Origin of the sequence: Burkholderia sp. Bp8986, from assembly GCF_003854225.1 — a bacterium.
Taxonomy (GTDB): Bacteria; Pseudomonadota; Gammaproteobacteria; order Burkholderiales; family Burkholderiaceae; genus Burkholderia.
In genome coordinates this window covers 302,961-322,286 of record NZ_QTQM01000003.1, presented here as the reverse complement: position 1 = coordinate 322,286, position 19,326 = coordinate 302,961, and the positions used below count along the sequence as shown (strand labels likewise).

General features: G+C 67.9%; 15 protein-coding genes. 5 read left to right on the top strand and 10 right to left on the bottom strand.

Features of this window, described 5'->3' with window-relative positions; genetic code table 11:
• Positions 1–14 precede the first annotated feature (14 nt).
• Together DID99_RS05385 and DID99_RS37760 are read right to left on the bottom strand one after the other, a co-directional pair.
• Positions 15–2,360 (bottom strand): hypothetical protein, encoded by a 2,346-nt coding sequence (locus tag DID99_RS05385; protein ID WP_124666246.1) that lies wholly within the window; start codon positions 2,358–2,360, stop codon positions 15–17.
• The gene (locus tag DID99_RS37760; RefSeq protein WP_260444551.1) at positions 2,347–2,826 is read right to left on the bottom strand and encodes a hypothetical protein; all 480 of its coding nucleotides are present in this window, start codon (positions 2,824–2,826) and stop codon (positions 2,347–2,349) included. Before DID99_RS37760 ends, DID99_RS05385 begins: the two co-directional genes overlap by 14 nt.
• On the opposite strand from DID99_RS37760, the gene DID99_RS05380 reads away from it, so the two are divergent.
• Entirely contained in the window at positions 2,771–5,026 is a 2,256-nt protein-coding gene (locus tag DID99_RS05380) for a molybdopterin cofactor-binding domain-containing protein (RefSeq protein ID WP_260444550.1), read from the top strand. The two genes, DID99_RS37760 and DID99_RS05380, sit on opposite strands and share 56 nt — an antisense overlap.
• Positions 4,954–5,412, top strand: coding sequence for a (2Fe-2S)-binding protein (locus DID99_RS05375; RefSeq protein ID WP_124666244.1), 459 nt, complete (start codon positions 4,954–4,956; stop codon positions 5,410–5,412). Before DID99_RS05380 ends, DID99_RS05375 begins: the two co-directional genes overlap by 73 nt.
• A gap of 16 nt (positions 5,413–5,428) precedes the next feature.
• Here the strand turns inward: DID99_RS05375 and DID99_RS05370 are convergent, their stop codons facing one another.
• Positions 5,429–7,546: a serine/threonine protein kinase gene (locus DID99_RS05370; protein WP_124666243.1), complete on the bottom strand. Its 2,118-nt coding sequence runs from the start codon at positions 7,544–7,546 to the stop codon at positions 5,429–5,431.
• A 447-nt stretch (positions 7,547–7,993) separates the two neighbouring features.
• Here DID99_RS05370 and DID99_RS05365 point away from each other — a divergent pair, with 447 nt between their 5' ends.
• On the top strand, positions 7,994–8,212 hold the full coding sequence (locus DID99_RS05365) for a hypothetical protein (RefSeq protein ID WP_124645719.1): 219 nt from the start codon (positions 7,994–7,996) through the stop codon (positions 8,210–8,212).
• A 29-nt stretch (positions 8,213–8,241) separates the two neighbouring features.
• Here the strand turns inward: DID99_RS05365 and DID99_RS05360 are convergent, their stop codons facing one another.
• On the bottom strand, positions 8,242–8,484 hold the full coding sequence (locus tag DID99_RS05360; RefSeq protein ID WP_044846567.1) for a hypothetical protein: 243 nt from the start codon (positions 8,482–8,484) through the stop codon (positions 8,242–8,244).
• A 42-nt stretch (positions 8,485–8,526) separates the two neighbouring features.
• A complete protein-coding gene (locus DID99_RS05355; RefSeq protein ID WP_124519830.1) occupies positions 8,527–9,048 on the bottom strand; it encodes a lecithin retinol acyltransferase family protein in 522 nt (173 codons plus the stop codon).
• 482 nt (positions 9,049–9,530) lie between these two features.
• Here DID99_RS05355 and DID99_RS05350 point away from each other — a divergent pair, with 482 nt between their 5' ends.
• Both DID99_RS05350 and DID99_RS05345 read left to right on the top strand, forming a co-directional pair.
• Positions 9,531–9,815: a hypothetical protein gene (locus DID99_RS05350; protein WP_124666242.1), complete on the top strand. Its 285-nt coding sequence runs from the start codon at positions 9,531–9,533 to the stop codon at positions 9,813–9,815.
• An 84-nt stretch (positions 9,816–9,899) separates the two neighbouring features.
• A complete protein-coding gene (locus DID99_RS05345; protein WP_124666241.1) occupies positions 9,900–10,670 on the top strand; it encodes a PP2C family serine/threonine-protein phosphatase in 771 nt (256 codons plus the stop codon).
• Positions 10,671–10,685: 15 nt separating this feature from the next.
• Here DID99_RS05345 and DID99_RS05340 read toward each other — a convergent pair whose 3' ends face one another.
• From DID99_RS05340 to DID99_RS05320, 5 genes are all read right to left on the bottom strand, one after another.
• Positions 10,686–12,014: a sigma-54-dependent Fis family transcriptional regulator gene (locus DID99_RS05340; protein ID WP_124645725.1), complete on the bottom strand. Its 1,329-nt coding sequence runs from the start codon at positions 12,012–12,014 to the stop codon at positions 10,686–10,688.
• Positions 12,011–15,082 carry a peptidase domain-containing ABC transporter gene (locus DID99_RS05335; RefSeq protein WP_124666240.1) on the bottom strand — a complete coding sequence of 1,024 codons (3,072 nt, stop codon included), beginning with the start codon at positions 15,080–15,082 and terminating at the stop codon, positions 12,011–12,013. Before DID99_RS05335 ends, DID99_RS05340 begins: the two co-directional genes overlap by 4 nt.
• A gap of 18 nt (positions 15,083–15,100) precedes the next feature.
• Positions 15,101–15,853: a peptidylprolyl isomerase gene (locus DID99_RS05330; RefSeq protein ID WP_044846561.1), complete on the bottom strand. Its 753-nt coding sequence runs from the start codon at positions 15,851–15,853 to the stop codon at positions 15,101–15,103.
• A gap of 101 nt (positions 15,854–15,954) precedes the next feature.
• Complete coding sequence (locus DID99_RS05325) at positions 15,955–17,364, bottom strand: HlyD family secretion protein (protein WP_082088613.1); 1,410 nt, start codon at positions 17,362–17,364, stop codon at positions 15,955–15,957.
• Positions 17,351–19,210 carry an FHA domain-containing protein gene (locus tag DID99_RS05320; RefSeq protein ID WP_124666239.1) on the bottom strand — a complete coding sequence of 620 codons (1,860 nt, stop codon included), beginning with the start codon at positions 19,208–19,210 and terminating at the stop codon, positions 17,351–17,353. Before DID99_RS05320 ends, DID99_RS05325 begins: the two co-directional genes overlap by 14 nt.
• Positions 19,211–19,326: the final 116 nt, after the last annotated feature.

Below are 19,326 nucleotides of genomic sequence, written 5' to 3'. Positions count from 1 at the left end.
CATCGCGGTTCCCTTCAGTAAAGCCCGAGCGCGTCCGGCCCCGGTGCGCAGCGCAGCACGGGGCCGATCACGCGGGCCTCGGTTGCATCGCAACGGATCGCCTCATCGTAGCGCACGCGCAGCCGTCCCGGCATGTGCTGCGCCGGCGTCGCATCGGCAGCAGGCAGAACGAAAAGAAGGCGATAGCGCGCGGCAACGCCCGGCGCGTCCGCAGCGTCGGCTTCGCGAAGTGCCCGCGCGGATACCAGCCACAGCTTCGTATGCGACGGCGTTTGCCCGTGGTCGCATGCGGCGACGGCATGGCGCAATGCACCGATGCGCCGGACCAGCTCGGCCGAATCGACATGCTCGAACGCGCCGTACAGCATCTCGCCGTGCAGCGCGTTGGCGACGTAGTCCGAGCGTTCGATGTCCGCGTAATCCACGCTGCCGTCGGGCGTCAGGTACGGGCCGTATTCACCGTCCCATCCGCGCCGCGTGTTCGACTCGTCGCCGCGCGTGACCAGCGGATGACATGGATGCAGGCCGAGTTCATGGTCGAGCATCGGGATCGCGGTCGGCGCGTCGCTCCGGTTGAAGGTTCTGGACGCATCAGGGCTCACGGCGGGCCAGAAGCTGTTGGAGGCCGCGCACAGCTTGATATCTTCGGCGAACGGGCTGCCCAGCCCGAAGGTGGCAAGGAAGATGCCGCGCCGGTTGCCCGCATAGGTGACATCCCAGCCGGGCGCAAACACGCCCGAAGACGCGTCCGACAGAAACGAGGTCATGCGCGGCATCTGCACTTCCCGGTCCCGCCGCCGCGCCGAGCGTGCCGCCCGGCTGAACGCGACGGCGACCGTCTCGTCACGCGGCGAAAACGCCTGCGTATGGCTGAACGGATCGATGTGATGGGGATTGGCCGGCAGGCGCTCGGCGCTGAGCGATATCGGCGAGCCGCTCCTGAACTGCGACTTCGGATCGATCCGACGGTCCTTGAACCAGCGCTGCAATTCCGCCTGGTCGGCATACGGGTAGAAGTCCGGCGCGGCAACGACCGAATAGGCCGGGTGTACCGCGTGTCCCGCCAGTTCGGCGATACGGATCGTCACGACGCCTTCGCTGCAGTGATCCAGAAACAGCTGCGCGCGATAGCCGCCTTTGCCGACTTCCCCGAGGAATGCCTGTCGGTCGACGGGATGCGCGCGCATATCCGTGCAGGAGCCGTCCTCATGCGCCTTGTGCCGGATGTTGATGAACTCCGGTGCATTGCGCGGTTCGGGAAATCGAAGCCAGGCGGGCGCGAAATGCGGAAAATAGTGCTGCCGCACGTCGTCGACGGCGGCCAGCACCAGCTTCCACAGATTCGTGATGATTCTCATCGTCGTGAAGCGCCGGTTGGCGAGCGGGGCCAGCCGCCATCGAGCCGGCACGCCGAAGCCGTGCACGCCGAAGTTGGCGGCGTTCACCGGCTCGATCAGCGGCCGCGCGGCCGGGATCAGGAGCACGGCCGCGCCCGAACGCTTCAGTGCGACTGCCGGGGTGCTCGCGCCGGCAGGCGGTGCCGTGCCGGCGTCCTCGGAGCAGATCGCATACGGTGCGCCGCCCAGATCGCCGGATGGCGACGGCCGCACGCCCCAGCGCGCCTCGACGGCCCGCTTCAGCTTCTCACCGCGATGGCAGTGGCCATATTGCAACGTCAACCGGCGTCCGGGCAGGCATTCATCGGGAAACAGCTTGCGCACCGGTTCGATGAAGGTGCGCCGATCGTCGCCCGCTTGCCTGCCCTCGATCAGCGCGAGCGTGCGGGGGCCGGCGACCCGGCGCACGAGAAACGCGCCATAGCGCGCCGGCATCGCGCGGACATGCTCGATCCCGTCCGGCACGTGCGGCACGAAGCTGCGGGTCTGCTCGTCGTAGCTTGCGTCGACGTCGCCGTTGCGCGCAATGCCGAGTCGCGAAAACACGAGGTCCGCATGCTGCTGATGTCCGGTACGGCGCGCGGGCCGGTACTGGTAAGCCAGCACCGCGACGTCCAGCGTCTGCCAGTCGGGCGGCAACGGCGCCAGCGAATCGATGTAGTTCTCCAGCAAGTCGATTGCCTCGAGGCGCACGCCCGCATCCGGCGCCGGGCACGTGGACAGTGCGAGCATGTGATAGACCAGGCTGCGTGCCGGGTCGCCGGGCTCGATCGCCCGCGTGGTGTCCGGGCAGAGATCGTGAATGCGCGGATCGTCCCAGTCGATCGGCAGCGGCCGGCTCAGTCGCTTCGCCGTCTCCTCGGGCGTGCCCGAATCGGACAGGTCGAGACCGTGACGTTCGAACGCTGCTCGCCATGGCGCCGGCAACCCGAGCAGCAACGCGTGAACCTCATCGACGAGCATCGACGGCCTCCGGCGGTGGTGCGTTCGAAGCGGCCGGCTCGATGCGCTTCGCGTCCGGGAACCCCACGCATGTCGATCCGGTCGCTGCAGGCCGCGTCTTCAGCGCTTGTTTCAAACGAACCTCACATTCAGGTTCTCGGTTGCCGAGATCAGTGACTAATATAGGTGATTGCAGCTGCAATGAAATGTCGGATTGTGTTCGAAACATTGAATGCCGGAGGCGCGTGGCGTGATTCGCCGGCGGCGCCGTGACTCGATCAACACATGTCGGCGGCCACCTCATGTTGACGCGCAGAACCTTCGTGCTGGGCAGTGCGGGCGTGGCGGGCACGCTGGTGATCGGCTGGGCGTGGTGGCGCCGCGACGACCGGCTGGCCATACCCGCGCAGCTGGCGATGTCGCGCGTCGATGTGCCGCTGAACGGCTGGGTGATGATCAGTTCCGCTAACGACGTGACGATCGTCATGAGCAAATCCGAAATGGGCCAGGGGATACATACCGGCGCGGCCATGTTGCTGGCCGAAGAGCTGGATGCGGACTGGTCGCGCGTGCGCATCGTCATGTCCCCGCTCGACACGATCTACAAGGACCGCGAATCACTGGCCGACGGCCTGCCGTTTCGTCCCGATGACGACAGCCTCCTCGCGCGCGGCGCGGCGGCCGTGGTGCGCCACGGCGCACGCTATCTGGGTTCGATGGTGACGGGCGGATCGACGAGCATGATCGATCTGTGGGGGCCCATGCGCGAAGCGGGCGCCACGGCCCGCACCATGTTGCGCAGCGCCGCGGCGCAGCTTTGGCAGGTGCCCGTCGCCGAATGCGAGACGAAAGCCGGCGCGGTGCTGCATCGGTCGGGGCGCTCGGCGACGTACGGCGAACTTGTCGAGCGCGCGCGGGACGTGCCGCGCCCGGCACATGTCGCTCTGAAGGACCCGAAGACGTTCACGCTGGTCGGAAAACGGCTGGGCCGCATCGAGGCGCACGCGAAGCTCGACGGCAGCGCGCGCTATGGCATCGACGTGCTTCCGGACAAGCTCCTGTATGCGAGCGTCACGATGTGCCCGACACTCGGGGGAACGGCGCTGGCGGTCGACCGGTCCAGGGTCGGCGGCCTGAAGGGCGTGACCGGTGTCTTCACGATCGCGCCATACCACGGCGGAACGGGAGGCGTTGCCGTCATTGCCGACAATCCCTTCATCGCCATGCGGACGTTGTGCGGGTTGCCGGTCACATGGGATCACGGGCCGGCTGCGGGCGTGAATACCGCGGACGTCCGCGCGGCGTTGACGCGCGCCCTCGACGGCGACGACGGGCGCCACGTGTTCTACGCCGCCGGCGATGCCGATGCGGCGCTGGGCCACGCGAAGCCGTTCGTCGCGCAGTACGAAGTGCCGTACCTGGCTCACGGGCCGCTGGAACCGATGAATTGCACGGTGCGGGTCGACGACGACGCGGCAACGATCTGGTGCGGCACGCAGGTTCCGATGGTGGCACGCCGGGCAGTCGCGGCGCTGCTGGGCCTGGACGAAGACAAGGTGGTCGTGAACCAGCAATTGATCGGCGGGGCCTTCGGCAGGCGGCTCGAAGTCGACTTCATCACGCAGGCGGCCGCCATCGCGCTTCATGCGAAGGGGCGACCCGTCCAGACGATCTGGTCGCGCCCGCAGGACATGACGCACGACTTCTACCGCCCGGCCTGCGTGGCGAGATACAGCGGCGCCGTCGATGCGAGCGGCAGGCTGGTTGCCTGGAAAGGCGTGTCGGCGAGCCAGTCGATCAGCGCGCAGGCGATGCCGCGCACCTTCGGCATGCCGGGCCTCGCCGCGAAATGGCTGCCCGACGCCACCACGGCGGAAGGCGCATTCGACCTGCCCTATGAATGCGCGAACATTCTCGTCCAGCACAATACGGTGACGCTCCCGGTTCCGGTTGGCTATTGGCGCTCCGTCGGACACTCGCATCAGGCATTCTTCGTCGAGAGCTTCATCGACGAGATGGCGGCGCTGGCTCGCAAGGACCCGATCCAGTTTCGGCTCGACATGCTGAAGCAGCCGGCGCACCAGCGCCACGTGGCCGTGTTGCGGGCGCTCGTCGCGCTATCCGGCTGGCGTTCGCCGCTGGCGTGGCGCGACGAGACCGGCGCGCGGCGCGCACGCGGCGTCGCGATGCACGAATCGTTCGGCAGCGTGGTCGCGCAAGTCGCCGAAGTCCGGCAGGACGGTGACGGCTTTCGCGTGACGCGCGTGTTCTGCGTGATCGACTGCGGGCTGGCCGTGAATCCGAACCTGGTCGAGCAGCAGATGGAGAGCGGGATCATCTTCGGATTGTCGGCCGCGCTCGAGCAGGCGATCACGATCGAGAACGGGCAAGTCGCGCAGCAGTATTTCGACAGCTATCCGCTGGTCAACATGGAGACTTGCCCCGAGATCGTCACGCAAGTCCTGGCCGGCGGGACCGAGCCGCACGGCGTCGGCGAAGCGGGCACGCCGCCGATCGCGGCGGCCGTGGCGAATGCGCTGTATGCGCTCACGGGTGTGCGTCATCGCACCCTGCCGCTCATCAAGCCGAGCCCGCCCGGGCAAGGAGACGACCGATGGTGTCAGTCCGTATCAACGGGGAAACCGCTGACCTCGATACCGAGCCCGACACGCCGCTGCTCTGGGTGATTCGGTGCGAACGGAAGCTGACCGGCACGAAGTTCGGCTGCGGTGTCGGCGTCTGCGGTGCGTGCACGGTGCTCCTGAACGATCAGGCCGTGCCCGCCTGCCAGCTGCCGGTCGGTACGCTGAACGGCGCGCGCATCACCACCATCGAAGGGCTGGACGGCGTCGAAGCGCGGGCGCTGAAGAACGCGTGGATTGCCGTCGACGTCGTGCAATGCGGCTATTGCCAGAGCGCCCAGCTGATTGCCGCCACCGCGCTGCTGATGCGCTGCCCTCGCCCCGACGACCACCAGATCGACGAAGCCATGAAGAACGTCGCATGCCGGTGCGGCACGTTTCCCCGCATCCGCCGCGCCATTCACCAGGCGGCGCAAGCGCTGGGCCGCTGACCGGCGCACCGGCCGCTCAGTGGCCGTTGGCATGCGTCGTGATCTGGATGAAATCGGCGGCAATGCGCCCCTCGCCGTATTTGGCCTCGAACAGCTTCAATTGCCGCTCGATTGCCGCGAGATAGGCGGCGCGCGGCTCGGATGAAGGCCGTAACCCGTCGAACAGCGGCGCGGGCGTGACGAGGAGCACGATCATCTCGGTGCCGAACGGCGGCCCGATCACCCACTCGCCCATGCTGCCGATCGTCGCGGTGTAATTCGGCGGCGCCTGGTTGTCGCGTTCGCGGCTGCTCGGCACGAGATGCACGACGCTCCCGTTCAGCACGTAGTAATCGACGTTCACATACGACTCGTAAGCGGGTGTCGTGATGTCGATGACCAGCGGGCTGCCTTCCGCGAGATGCGCGTCCGGCGCTCGCGTACGGAGCGACGCGGCGTGTGACGATGCCTGATTCGATCGCCAGTACGGGGCCAGCGCGCTCACGACCTCGCAATCGCGGGCGTCGACGGGACGCACGTCGAGCCTGGCTGCCTGCCCGCCCGCCAGACCGCCGAGTGCGCTGCGCACGCGGCCGATGCCGACACCGGCTTCCGTATAACCGCGCACCTGCAGCACGCGATCCTGCACCGATGCAACCAGCGCCGAACACGGTACGCGCGCCAGCGCAGCCGTCACGGCCGCCAGCGAGATCGCCGGTGCGGGCGTCGGTGCCGGTGCTGCCGGCGGCGGCGCGCTGGCAGCAGCGGGCACGGCGTTCGCGGCGGCCGCGGGCGCGCTGCCGGCACCGGCGCTCGCCGTCGCGCCATTCCCGCCGCCCGCAGTCGCGTGCGCAACCGTATCCGTTGCGGAGCGCCCGTCACCGCTGCGCGAAAGCGCCTGGTAGCCGTACCAGAGCACGGCGACCGCCGCCGCCGTGCAAGCGCCCACGGCCACCCCCACACGTACGCCCGATGCCCGGGCGGGTTGCTTGAGCACGCCCATGCCTTCCAGGAACTGGTTGACGCTGGGCGTGCGCGCCGCGCGGTCGAACGACAACGCGGCGCTCAAGGTTCGCCATTGCGTGCGATCGAGACCGGGGTGACGCTCGGGCCGCAAGTGGTCGTGACGCGCCTGGGTGGCCGACAGCCGATTGAACGGATGGTGCCCGGTCAGCAATTCATAGGTGACGCAGGCGAGCGCGTAGACGTCGTCGCGCGGATCCGGCTCGAGATGCTCGAACATCTCCGGGCTCGCATAGGCCGGCGTGATGCCGCCAAGGCTCGCCGGGTCGAACACGGTCACGTCGGGATCCTCGTCGCGGCGCTGGAATGCGCGTGCAATCCCGAAGTCGATCACCTTCACCTCACCGCGGTCGGTCAGGAACACGTTGGCGGGCTTGAAATCGCAGTGAACGAAGCCGCGCTCGTGCGCGTAGGCGAGCGCCTGGCCCATGCCGGCGATGATCGGCAACGCGGCATCGAGCGGCATGCCCTTGAAGTCCGGCGCGCGCAGCACCTTGCTGAGCGGCCGCCCCGACAGATACTCCATCGTCAGGTAGACGAGCGGACCGTCGCGATCGAAGTCGTAGACGGTGACGATGTTGCGATGGGCGAGCGTCTGCGCCTTGCGGGCCTCACGCTGAAGCGCGATCAGCGAGGTCGGCTGGCCGCGAAACTGCACATTGAGCACCTTGATCGCGATGTGCGGCTTGCGATCCGACGCCTCCAGCTTGCGCAGGTCGAGCGCCTTGTACACGGTACCCATGCCGCCGACGCCCAGGCACTCCTCCAGCACGAAGCGCCCGTTGAGCGTATCGCCGATGCCTTTCACGCGCTCGCCGTCGACGGACAGTGCGTCACCCGACGGCCCGGGCGCGATGCTCGGACGCGCGTCCGGCCGAAGCGGGCTCTCCTGGATCCGGGTCGCGTCGCCCGCGGATGCCGTTCTGTCGCGACACCGCTCGAGTCGTTTCAGCACTTCCGCATAGATATCGTCCGACAACGGCTGCGTGGTTTGCGTCTGCTCGAGCACTTCGCGCAACCGCGCGCAATCGACCTGATCGGTCGCCAGCACACGGTCGATCTCCGAGAAGAACGCTTCCTGCGACAGCGTCCCGCTCTGGAATGTCTGAATCAGCTGCGCAAAGCTCATCATTCGTATGCCGTCTACTCAGCTTCAGCTTGCCGACCCGCTTCGGCGTTCCGCGGCGCCGCCAGGGCAAGGACCGTCCACGACGTACCCGTGCAGCGCGACATGTCGTTGATGCACCGGACACCATCGAACCTGCGCACGCTGCCACGTCATCATCAGACGAATTCGGTTGCGCGCCGCACCGGCCGCAGGCCTTCTGACAGGACGTCTAACAAATCATACTAGTCTGCGGTCACGCCCTGTGCAATCGGTGCCGGAACTAGAATTCACGTCGATCGATCGCGAACCGGCTTCAGGTTTTCGCCGTCCACGCGCGCCCGCGCTGCCCGGTCGATTTTCCACCGCGCGCGGTCGTGCGGCGAACCTATACTGGACAGATTCCCGGTACGTCGGCACATCGCACGATGCTGCATGGCTGCCCCTCTTCCATCCGATTTCGCGGAGTCAACCATGGGCGTGCTCGTCATCAACGATCTTCCCGAAAGCGTCGACCTCGACCGCCAGGCGATGGCCGCCATCAGCGGTGGCGCGCGGGTCCGTGCGCATCAGACGATGCTCGCGCCGCAGCCTTTCCCCTATCTGCACACCGACGCCCGCGGGGCTGCACTGAAACATGCACCGGCGGCCGAAGCGGCGGCGTCCCCGGCGCGCCCGACCCTGTTGCGCTGACGGCACACCACCCGGCCGCGCACGCACGGTCAGGCCGCCTGCGACATCATCGCGGGCCGCCGATCGGCCGGCGGGAACACGCACCACGAGCCATCGTCGTGACGAAAGAAGAAGATCGCGATCGTGCCGGCCGGATGCACGGCCTCGACGCAGACGAAGCGCCGCCGTTGCGCCGGCAGGCGGCTGAAGCGCACGATGCGCGCCGGCACGCGCGCGCTTGGCGCGAGCCACTTGTCGACCTGCATGCGCAGCGAGGATTCGGTTCCGTTCATTTGAGCCCCCTGATGACGATGTCGAACGCGCCGGGACGTCGCTCATGCGGCGGCGATGGCGGCCGCGGCGCCTCGTCCGCCCGCGCGCCGCGCCGCGAGCAGCGCGCGGCAGACGGACAGCGCGAACCGGACGGCCGTCCGCGGATGCATGACGCAGGTGCGAACCTGCTCGCTGTGGCCCGTCCCTTCCACGCACCACGTGCAGAAGTGCTCGCAGTTGTTCGTGAGCAGGCGATAGCGGTTTTCGCCCAGACGCGAACGCGCGCGCAGCACCGCGGTGCGTCCCGCATAGGCGGCGTACGGATGCGGCACGACGCGCACCGCGTGACCGGCGGCGAAGCGTTCGAGCGAGACTTCCTCGATCGGGCCGCGATGCAGCGACGTGCACAGCCCCGCGTAGTGGACGACGCGCCCGTCGCCGACGTAGATGCCGTGATGGCTGTAGGCGCCGCGATCGGAAACCAGGTGCGCGCCGAGCGGCAGTGCGTCGACGCCGCCGGACAGCGAAGCTGCCTGCGCGCTTGCGTCCGCAATGCTGTTCACTGGTTGAAGGTCGCGTTCCATGACGGGCTCCGTCTGCAGGTTGGCGGCCGCCCGTGTTGCTCATGGGTCAGCCGGTTGCCAACTAACCTGCATCAAGCGTGCCACTCTTCGCGGCGCCCGCCGTGCAAGGCCTGGCGGGAAGCGCCCGGCGAACCGCGCACCGCGCTGTCGCCGCGCGGCCAACCATTGACCGGGGATTGTGTTGGTGCGACGGCATCAGTTGGCGCGCCCGACCGCCGTCTGCATGTGCCGGAGCACGTGTCGGTTTCGCAGCCACGTTCGTGGCCCCGACTGTTGGCTCGCGTACAACCATTGCGGGACGAGGCCGCGACGCACTAGGATGCAAGCAACGCGTGTCGATCGCGCCTTGCCTTGCCGCGCGTGGCGCCCGGGCGGATCGACGCCCGCGCCCGGGCCACGCACGCGGGTCGTGTCACGCATGGCACGAGGTTTGCACGTATCGGGTACCCGGTTCGTCGGCAAGCCCCATTCGGAGACGCATCATGACCACGCTCGCAATTACCGACCTTCGCATGCAGCGCGACATCGACCGCAAGACGATGTCGTTCATCCGCGGCGCAGGCGCGCCGTGGGTATTCGGCTGGATCCAGCCCTACACGCCGCCGGCGCCTGCGTTCGGGCCCGTCGTCAACCTCTATCAGACGTACAACACGTTCTACGCGAACCAGGTTCTCAACCAGATCCAGAACATCGACGTCGCGAACTCGGCGCCTGGCGCGAACATCGTGGTCGGGGTCGGCGCGGACGGCAGGAACCGGCTCGTCTAGCGCCGGTTTCAAGCCGGCCGGCAACGCGCGTTCACAAGCCCTGATCGGCATGAACCCGCCCTGAACGAAAAGGAATGGCGCGCCGTGAGCGCAGAACTGCAATGGACTTCGGCGTCACGCACCGACGTGGGCCGGGTTCGCGAGATCAACGAAGACGATTGCCTCGCGTTTCCGCACCGTGGCCTGTGGGCCGTTGCGGACGGCATGGGCGGACATTCGGCCGGCGACCTCGCGAGCCGGATGATCGTGCAGGCGCTGGATCGGCTGGCCGCCCCGGCCACGCTGGCGGACTTCATCGCGGCGGCGCGTACCGCGCTCGATGCCGTCAACGCGCAATTGCGCGAATCGGCCGCCCGGCGCGGCGTGCGCATGATCGGCAGCACGGTGGCGGTGCTGCTCGCGAGCGGCCGCCAATGCGGCTGGCTGTGGGCCGGCGACAGCCGGATTTACCTGTACCGCGACGCGCGCCTGACGCAGCTCACGCTCGATCACAGCCACGTCGCGGAACTGCAGGCGCAGGGCCACCTGAGCGCACAGCAGGCGCGCCATCACCCGTCGCAGCACGTGATCACGCGCGCGGTCGGCGCCGCCGAGCAGCTGCATCTCGACGAACGACGCATCGACGTATGCGACGGCGACATGTTTCTGCTGTGCAGCGACGGCCTGAGCAACGAGCTCGACGAAGCCGACATCTCGGCCGCCCTCGCCTGCGGCGATTGCGCGCGCGCAACGGACGAGCTCGTCGCCCTCGCGTTGCGCGCGGGCGGCCGGGACAACGTCACCGCGGTCGTGATCCGCGCGTCCGATCCCGATGCGTCGGACCGGACGCTCGCCAATCCTTCCGTGCAACGCTGAACGATCGCGCGACGCCTACGCGTCCTTGTCGGGCGTCACGGGGTCCTGATGACGGAACGCTTTCGAACGGATGCCGTGCTTCTTGAGCAGCATCTGCAGGTGCGACCGGTTCATCTCGCAACGGCGCGCCAGTTCGGCCACGGTGCCGCCGGTCTCCTGCAACCCGCGTTCGAGAAACGCACGCTCCGCCTCGTCGCTTGCCGCACGCTTCGCGTCGCTGAGCGACATCGGCCTGCCCGACGCGCCGTCGTCGGTCGCGCGAACGGCGGCCGCCCCGGTTTTCGGCCGGATGTCCTCGGGCAGGTGCTCGATATCCGCGACCTCGCCGGCCAGGCACGACAGACGGTAGACGAGGTTGCGCAGTTCGCGGATGTTGCCCGGATACGCGTACGTCAGCAGGAAGTCGCGCAGCTTCGGCGTCGTCTTGAGTGGCCTGCGCTTCAGTGCCCCTGCCGCCTCGTCGCCGAAGTAGGCGAGCAAGAGCGGGATTTCGTCGCGACGCTCGCGCAGCGCGGGCAAGGTCAGATGAATGACGCTCAGGCGATAGAACAGGTCCTCGCGAAAGAGCCCCTGCTCGCTCAACTGCCGCAAGTTCTTGTTGGTGGCCGCGACGATGCGCGTGTCGACGCTGATCGGCTCGTCCGAGCCGACCCGCTGGATCTCGTGCGATTCCAGCACGCGCAGCAGCTTGACCTGGCCCGACAGCGGCAATTCGCCGATTTCGTCGAGGAAGATCGTGCCGGTGTGCGCGCTCTCGAACTTGCCCTTGCGATCGTTCGACGCGCCGGTGAACGCGCCGCGCCGGTGCCCGAACAGCTCGGATTCGAGCAGGTTGTCGGGAATCGCGCCGCAGTTCACCGAGATGTAGGGCCGGTCGGCGCGCGCCCCGTTCGCGTGGATGACTTTCGCCATCAGTTCCTTGCCGGTACCGCTCTCGCCGTCGATCAGCACCGGCAGATCGGTCGGCGCGGCCTTCTCGGCGATTTCGAGCGCGGCGAGCAGCTTCGGGTTGTCGCCGAAAATGCCCTCGAAGATGAAGCTGCGCTCGATCAGCGCCTGCCGCCGTCGTTGCACGGCGGGCGCGGGCGCCTCCGGCGCGTCGGCCGAATCGGCTGCGTCGGGCGCCTGCGGCGCGGCCACGGCGGCCTCGACGAAGCGCTCCTTGCGCGACATCTGCATGACTTCGTCGCGCAGCACGTTTGCCTGATTGAGCAGCTTCTCGATGTCGACACGCTCGAGCTTGGGCGCCCAGCGCAGCATCGAGCGCAGGATCTCGATCTTCTCGAGCAGGCCGGCATACGAGACCGCGGAGTTGCCGAATCCGTGCGGGTCGAAGAGTTTCATGATGCGCCCAGCTGTTTCTGCACGAGCTGGTAATACATGCCCTGAAGGGCGACCAGCTCGTCGTGCGAGCCCTGTTCGACGATCGCGCCTTCGTACAGCACGAGGATCTTGTCGGCCCGCATGATGGTGCTGAGCCGGTGCGCGATGATCACCGCCGTGCGCCCTTGCAGGATCTCGTGCATGTTCGCGAGGATGTTGCTCTCCGACTGCGTGTCGAGCGACGACGTCGCCTCGTCGAACACGAGCAGGCGCGGGTCGTGATACAGCGCGCGCGCGATGCAGAGCCGCTGGATCTGGCCGCCCGACAGGCCCACGCCGCGCTCGCCCACCACCTGCTCGTAGCCGAGCGGCAATTTGCTGATGAAGGCATGCGCGTCGGCCATCCGGGCGACCTCCTCCATGCGGCGCCAGTCGGGGCTCGTGTCGCCGCAGGCGATGTTCTCGGCAATCGAGCCGGAAAACACCAGGTTGGACTGCATCACATAGCCGATCTGCTGGCGGTAGTACGCCTTGTCGATCGCGCTCATGTCGTATCCGTCGACCACGATCTTGCCGTCCGTGGGCGCATAGAATCCCACCAGCAGCTTCGCCAGCGTGGTCTTCCCCGAACCGCTGCGCCCGACGATGGCCACCATCTCGCCGCGCTTGATCGTGCAGTTGATGTTCTCGAGCACGTAAGGCGTTTCGTTGCCGCCGTAGCGGAAATACACGCCCTCGAAGCCGATGTCGCCCTGCAGGTCGGGCAGCAGCACGCGCGAGGCCAGTCCGGACGGCTGCTGTTCGGGTTCGATGTCGAGGACGTCGCCGAGCCGTTCCATTGCCACCGCCGCGTCGTTCATCAGGCTCCACATGCCGACGAGTCCCATCAGCGGCGCCAGCACGCTGCCCATGAACGCATTGAAGGCGATCAGTTGCCCGATGCTGAGTTCATGGGCGAGCACGAGGTTCGCGCCGACCCACAGGATCACGATGGTGGTCGCCGCATTCAGCAGCTGGCTGCCCAGCGCCACCAGGATGTTGAATGCCTGCGCGCGGTACTGGACGTCGAGCGCCTTCGCATACTTGCGCTCCCACTTCAGCCGCACCGAGCGCTCGATGCCCATGCCCTTCACGGTCTCGACGCCGCCGAGCGTCTCCATCAGCAGCGACTTCGCATCGGTGGACGCGGCGAACACCTCGCGCGCATAGCCTTTCAGCTTCGGCGTCGCGAGCGCCGTGAGCGCCATGATCGGGATCACGAACGCGATCAGCACCAGCGTCATCTTCACGTTGTAGAGGAACATGATCGTGAAGTAGATGAAGATCATCAGCAGATTGAGCGCGGTGGTCACGGTGGACTCCGTCAGGAACGCACGGATCGTCTGGTTCTCCTGGAAGCGCGCGAACACGTCCCCGCTCTTGCGGCGCGCGAAGAACGAATACGGCAGCGACATCGTGTGTTTGTAGAACTGCGACATCATCGCGAAGTCGAGGCTGCGCACCATGAAGTTGGAGAGATGCGCGCGGATCGTGGTCATCAATTGCGTGAACACGTGCGAAACGACGAGCCCGGCGATCAGCAGATGCAGCAGGCTCACGTTCTGGTGCACGACGACCCCGTCGAGGATGTTCTGGATGATGAGCGGCGGTATGACGCCCAGCATCTGGATCACGAACGTCGCGAGGAACAGGTGCGCGAGGATCTTCCGGTAAGGGCGCAGATAGCCGATGAAGCGCACCCAGGGCGAGCGTGACTCGACCGGCGCCGCGGCCGGCCCGCTCGCGGTAAACAGCAGGCAGGTGCCGCTCCAGCCGCGCTCGAACGCCTCGACGCTCAGCTTCCTGAAGCCGAGCGCCGGATCGGCGATCCGCACCCACGACTTCGACACGCCGTACACGACGACGTAGTGGTAGCCCTCCCAGTGCACGATGAACGGCAGGTCGAACCCGAGCAGCGCCTCGTACGTGCACTGCACGCCGCGCGTCGCGAAGCCGACCGCCTCGCCGGTGCGCGCGAGGCTGTCGAGCGTCGCGCCCTGGGTCGTCACGTTCGCCAGATCGCGCAGCTTGCCGAGCGTCATCGCGACGCCGTAGTGACGGCAGATCATCGCGAGGCACGCGGCCCCGCAATCCATTTCCTCCGCCTGCTCGACCAGCACGAAACGCTTGATCATGCGCTCGCCGAACGCGGCGTCGGCGCCGATGTCGATCTGCAGCGGATGGCGGCGCCGTTCGGCGAGCTTCTTCTGCCGCTGCAGCTCCTGGTCGACGAAGCGGATGCGCTCCTCGAGCACCTCGCGCAATTTCGGGTTGCGCTCGAGCATGAAGTGCACGGTCTTTTCCGGAATGACGAGCAGGCGCGTATCGGTGACGGCGGTGACGGTCGCCGCCTGCTCCTGCCGCAGCAGGCACGCGCGCTCGCCGAAGATCTCGCCCGCGCCGAGCGTCGCGAGCGGATAGTCGTTGCCGTCCTCGCGGCACGAGACGCTGACCTCGCCCTGGCGCACGACGTACAGCCGCAGGTCGCCGCCCGGGCCCTGCCGGACGATCTCCTTGCCGGCCGGCACGCGCTTCACGCCGACGCTCGACACGTATTCCTCGAGCTCGGCGCGCGTCAGCTTGCCGCGCAGGTCGAACAGCCGCGTCACGAAACCGCCGGCCGAGCTGATCGCGACATAGCTCGTCACGAACGCCTGCGCGGCCGGGTTGTCGCGCACGATCGGCTCGATCGCGCTGCGCGGGATGCACAGCACCTCGGTCTTCGTCGACGCGCGCACCGACACCTCGTGCCAGTACTCGCGCAGCATCGCCATTTCACCGAACACCTCGCGTTCCTTGCGCACGCCGACGCTGGTTTCCTTGCCGCGCTCGTCGGCGATCAGGCGCACGGACCCGCTGCGCAGCACATACAGGCCCTCGGCGAGGTCGCCGCGATTGCAGACGGTGTCGCCGAACCCATAGGTGCGCACCTGCGCATGGGCGGCCATGCGATCGAGTTCGTCGTGCGAGAAGAGCGACAGCGGCTCCACCGACGCGAGAAACGCCGCGAGCGACGGGGTGCTGGCCGGGGCGGGGGCTTGTGCGTCCATCGATGCGGTTCTCCGTGATCAGCGTGCCTCGATGATGTGTTCCTGCGCGCGCTCGGCGAGCCACTCCTCGCGCAGCAGGCGGCGCACCTCCGACGCGACGTCGGCGTCGAGCGCGGCCGGGTGTTTCGCGGTCACCGAGAAGATCTCGAAGAACGCGCCGTCCGGCGCCGCGAACGGCCCGAGCAGGTCGCCCACGTGCGCGTTGAACACCTTGGCCTCGATATCCGTCTTCAGCGAGCCGCGCAGCACCTTGCCGATCACGCCGCCGCGCTCGCTCGTGTCGGCGATCGAATGCTCGCGCGCCATGTCGCCGAAGCAGCTCGGGTCGTCCTCGAGGATCGCCATCATCTCGCGCGCCTTGCCTTCCGAATCGAGCACGATGTGGCTGACCTCGATGCTGTCGAACTTCGGCGAATTGAGCTTGAAGTACGCGTCGACGGCCGCATCGCTGCACACCGTGTCGAGCGTCTTTTCCTGGTACAGCGTATCGGTGATGAATCGCTCGAACTCGTCGAGACTGACGCCGAACACGTCCAGGTAGCGGTTCATGTCCGCGGCGCGGTGCAGCCCGCGCACGCGGCGAAACTGGTCGGCACGCTCCTGGATTTCTTCCGGCGTGACCTGCATGCCCATCTTCCTTGCCGCGATCACCGTCAGCCGGTCGCGAACCTGCTGTTCGACGAGGCCCTCGAACTGCCCGCTGAGCTTCAGCACGCGGATGAAGTCGTCGGTGCCGATCACCTCGTCGTCGATACGCACTATTGCCGTCATCTCGTTCCCCTTGATCCCTGTCAGCGGCGGTTCGCCCTGATGCGCCGCCGGTGCCTCGCCTCACCGCTTGCCTGCGTCCCACTACGCCGTGGCGGCGCCCGTCAGCCCGCGATCTGCCTGAACGGGTCCAGCGCGAACCCGATCAGGCGGCGCTCGCGCACCACGATTTCCGCCGTGGCCGTCATGCCGTAGCGCAGCGGGTAGGTCGTGCCGGCAATCGTGTACGCGTTGCGCACGAGCGCCACCCGGCCCTCGTAGACGGGTTCCTTCGTCTGCGCCTGCGGCTTCGTCGCCGGCGAAATGTATTCGAGCGTGCCGTCGATCACGCCGTAGCGCTGATACGGAAACGCATTGAACTTGAGCTTCACGGGCAGGCCCTCGTGAAGGAACGCGCGGTCCTGCTCCGCGATCGCGACCTTCACCACCGGCCGCGCATCCGACGGCGCGATGCTGCCGAGCGGCGTGTTGGCGAGGATCTTGTCGCCGGGCTGCGTCGTGGTCACATCGGTGATCACGCCGGATACAGGCGCCAGCACGAGCAGGAAATTGTCCTTGTCGATGTTCTCGAAGCGGATCCGCGCGGCGGCATCCGCGGCGAGGCGCGCCGTCTGCACCTGCAGACGCAGCTTCTCTTCGGTGTTCGCGATGTCGCGCACGGTCGCGTCGTACTGGATGCGCAGCCCGGCGAGCGTCTCGCCGCTGCCTTCGAGTTGCGCCTTCGCCTGCGCGAACTCGTGGCTCTGCTGCGCCTCGAGCTGCGTGAGCCGCGCCTGCGCGACGCGGTAGCTGTCCTGGGCCTGCAGGTAGGCGCTGCGCTTCTGTTCCACCTGGCTCTGCGACACGCCACCGCCGCCCGGCAGCGCGAACAGGCGCGCGTACTTGTCCTGTTCGTCCTTCGCGAGATCGAGTGCGTGGCGGGCGTTGTCGATATTGCTGCGCGCTTCGTCGATCTGCGCGTGCTGCGACTGCGCGAGCTTGCTGGTGCCTTCGGCAATGCGGTTCTGGTGCAGGTGCTCCTCGACCTCGATCTGTTGCTTCAGTGCGTCGGCCTTGCGCTCCATCAGCTGCTTCTTGTCCGGAAACTGCTTCCATTCGCGCTCCGCGTCGTCGAGCTTGAGGCGCGCATCGAGCGCGTTGGTCGCCGCCTCGATCGCGCCGCGCGCGTTGATCCGGCCGATCACGTCGTTCTTTTCGACCGGCTGGCCTTCGGCGATGTAGATGTCCACCAGCTCGCCGTCGACGGGCGCGTAGATGCGGCGCACCTCGGACTCCGGCGCGAGCGCGCCCGGCGCAGTCACGATGACGTCGGCGCGGCCGACGAACGACCACAGCAGCGCGCACACGACGAGCCCGACCATCGCGATGATGGTCGCCTGCGTGAGCCGCCACGGCCGCGCCGTCAGGATCGCGATCCCTTCGACGCTGTGATCCTCCAGCGCCTCGCCCAGCGAGCGTGGCGGCTCCGGCGGCGGCGCCTGGCGCGCGCGCTTGAGCAGACTATCGAGCTTCACTGCGCCCTCCCGACGAAGCGAGCCGCTCCAGCGTCGCGACATGGGCGGCGAATTGCGGCGTCGCGAAGCGGAACTGCCTGAGGCGATCCAGTACGGCCGGCCCGTGGCCGGCCCGCGCGTCGCTCTCGAACTGCAGGTACTGCTGCAGGTCGGCCCGCACCGCGTCGAGACCGCCGAGGCGCGGATAGCGCTGCTCGTCGTCGGCGAGCAGCGCCGGGAGACCGTCGAGGCGGTCGTCGTCGAGCGCCGACGCGATCGCGCGCTGCAGCCGCTCGAGCGCGGCCACGTAGACGGAGTTGTCGCTTTGCAGCCGGCGCAGCTGACTGAGCGCGTCGGCATACAGCACGCCGAACGCGGGAACGTATGACGAAATCCGGTCGAGCAGCCGCTGATGCGCACCCGGGTCGTCGTTCCAGCGGCCGGTCAGCGCCTTGATCGGCGCTTCGTCGCGATAGATGCGGATCGGCGCTTCCGCCCCGCCGCGCCCGGCGACGAACGCCTGCAGCTCGCCGATCCACGCGACTTCGTCGACGAGCGGGCGCGCGTCGGCGTTGTGGCGCGCCAGCGTGCGCATGTCCTGCACGACGGCACGGGCGCGGTCGAAGGCGCGCGCGTTTATCGCGGCGATCCAGTCCGGCACTTTCGACCGGACGAGCGCCTCGGTGCCCAGCGCGACGAACGCCGGGTCGTCGGGATGGCTGGCCAGATGGCGGTCGGCGAGTTGCGCCGCCTGTGCGGCGTCGCCGCGCGCCAGCAGCGCGTGCATCTCGCGCAGCGACGCGTCCTGGAAATACAGCGTCGCGACCAGCAGGCCGACCGCCGCGAGCAGTGCGCCGCTCCACCCGCCGAGCCGGCGCAGGTTGACGTGCCCGCTGCCGCCGAACGCCTCGCTCAGCTCCGACAGGAAGACTTCGATCCTGCCGCGCCGGCGGCGCGCGTCATGCGCGGTTTCGGCGGCGCCATGCGCGGCGTGCGGGTTGACCTCGTCGTCCGGCTGAACGGCCGGCACCGTGCAGAAGATGTCGAGGAACGAATGCGCGGTATCGACGAAGGTGGTCCGGTCGGGGTCCGCGACGGCCGCATGCGCGGCGGCGCCGGGCGACGATGCGGCCGTCACGGTGGAGTCCGGCGCCGGCTCGCGCTGCACCCCGACGCGATAGACGAAATGATCGCCGCCGAACGCGAGCAGCGCGCCGTCGCCGAGCGGCACCGCATGCTCGTCGAGGCGCCGGCCGTCGACGAACGTGCCGTTCGTGCTGCCGAGGTCTTCCACGAAGACCTCGCCGTCCTGCACGTAGATGTGCGCATGACGCCGCGACAGATAGTTGACCTGATGCGGATACGCGTTCCGGTAGCAGGCGAACGTGTCGTCGGTCTTGCTCACGAGGAACGGGAAGGCGGTAATGATGACCGGTTGCAGGCCGAGATCGCCGCGCTCCGGCGCCAGCGTGACGACGGCCGGCCGCGCCGCCCGATGCGTCGCGCGCGGCACGAACGCGGCGCGGTACGCGAGCGCGCCGGCGAAGCGCAGTTCGTCGCCGTCGCGCAGCAGGTGCGGCTTGTCGCCGACCTCGACGCCGTTGACCGCCGTACCGTTCTTGCTGCCGAGATCGGCGACGTAGGCCGCGCTGCCTTCGAAGAAGATGCGCGCATGGCGGCGCGACAGGTCGGCCACCAGTTCGGGCCTGGCGGACGCGAACGGCGTGTTGGTCCGCCCGACGGCGAACAGCGCGTGGTCGATCCGGATCTCGCTCAGCTCCGGATGCGAAACCGGCTTGAGCACGATGTCGAACTGCCGGTCGAGCGCGGCGTGTTTCTCGGCAATCGAAGCGGCGTCTGGAACCATGATTCGGCCAACGATCGACATGCGCCCGCCAATGGAGACGCGGCGCAGGCAACGCGACGCGCTTGCGAACCACCTGAGTGAAGCCGCACCGCCAACGCACGTGGCGGCACGATCGT

What these genes read in the sequence shown, in the direction of transcription:
- DID99_RS05385 (WP_124666246.1), bottom strand. Translation starts at nt 2,360, where the DNA reads ATGCTCGTCGATGAGGTTCACGCGTTGCTGCTCGGGTTGCCGGCGCCA.
- DID99_RS37760 (WP_260444551.1), bottom strand. Translation starts at nt 2,826, where the DNA reads ATGACGATCGTCACGTCGTTAGCGGAACTGATCATCACCCAGCCGTTC.
- DID99_RS05375 (WP_124666244.1), top strand. Translation starts at nt 4,954, where the DNA reads ATGGTGTCAGTCCGTATCAACGGGGAAACCGCTGACCTCGATACCGAG.
- DID99_RS05370 (WP_124666243.1), bottom strand. Translation starts at nt 7,546, where the DNA reads ATGATGAGCTTTGCGCAGCTGATTCAGACATTCCAGAGCGGGACGCTG.
- DID99_RS05365 (WP_124645719.1), top strand. Translation starts at nt 7,994, where the DNA reads ATGGGCGTGCTCGTCATCAACGATCTTCCCGAAAGCGTCGACCTCGAC.
- DID99_RS05360 (WP_044846567.1), bottom strand. Translation starts at nt 8,484, where the DNA reads ATGAACGGAACCGAATCCTCGCTGCGCATGCAGGTCGACAAGTGGCTC.
- DID99_RS05355 (WP_124519830.1), bottom strand. Translation starts at nt 9,048, where the DNA reads ATGGAACGCGACCTTCAACCAGTGAACAGCATTGCGGACGCAAGCGCG.
- DID99_RS05350 (WP_124666242.1), top strand. Translation starts at nt 9,531, where the DNA reads ATGACCACGCTCGCAATTACCGACCTTCGCATGCAGCGCGACATCGAC.
- DID99_RS05340 (WP_124645725.1), bottom strand. Translation starts at nt 12,014, where the DNA reads ATGAAACTCTTCGACCCGCACGGATTCGGCAACTCCGCGGTCTCGTAT.
- DID99_RS05335 (WP_124666240.1), bottom strand. Translation starts at nt 15,082, where the DNA reads ATGGACGCACAAGCCCCCGCCCCGGCCAGCACCCCGTCGCTCGCGGCG.
- DID99_RS05330 (WP_044846561.1), bottom strand. Translation starts at nt 15,853, where the DNA reads ATGACGGCAATAGTGCGTATCGACGACGAGGTGATCGGCACCGACGAC.
- DID99_RS05320 (WP_124666239.1), bottom strand. Translation starts at nt 19,210, where the DNA reads ATGGTTCCAGACGCCGCTTCGATTGCCGAGAAACACGCCGCGCTCGAC.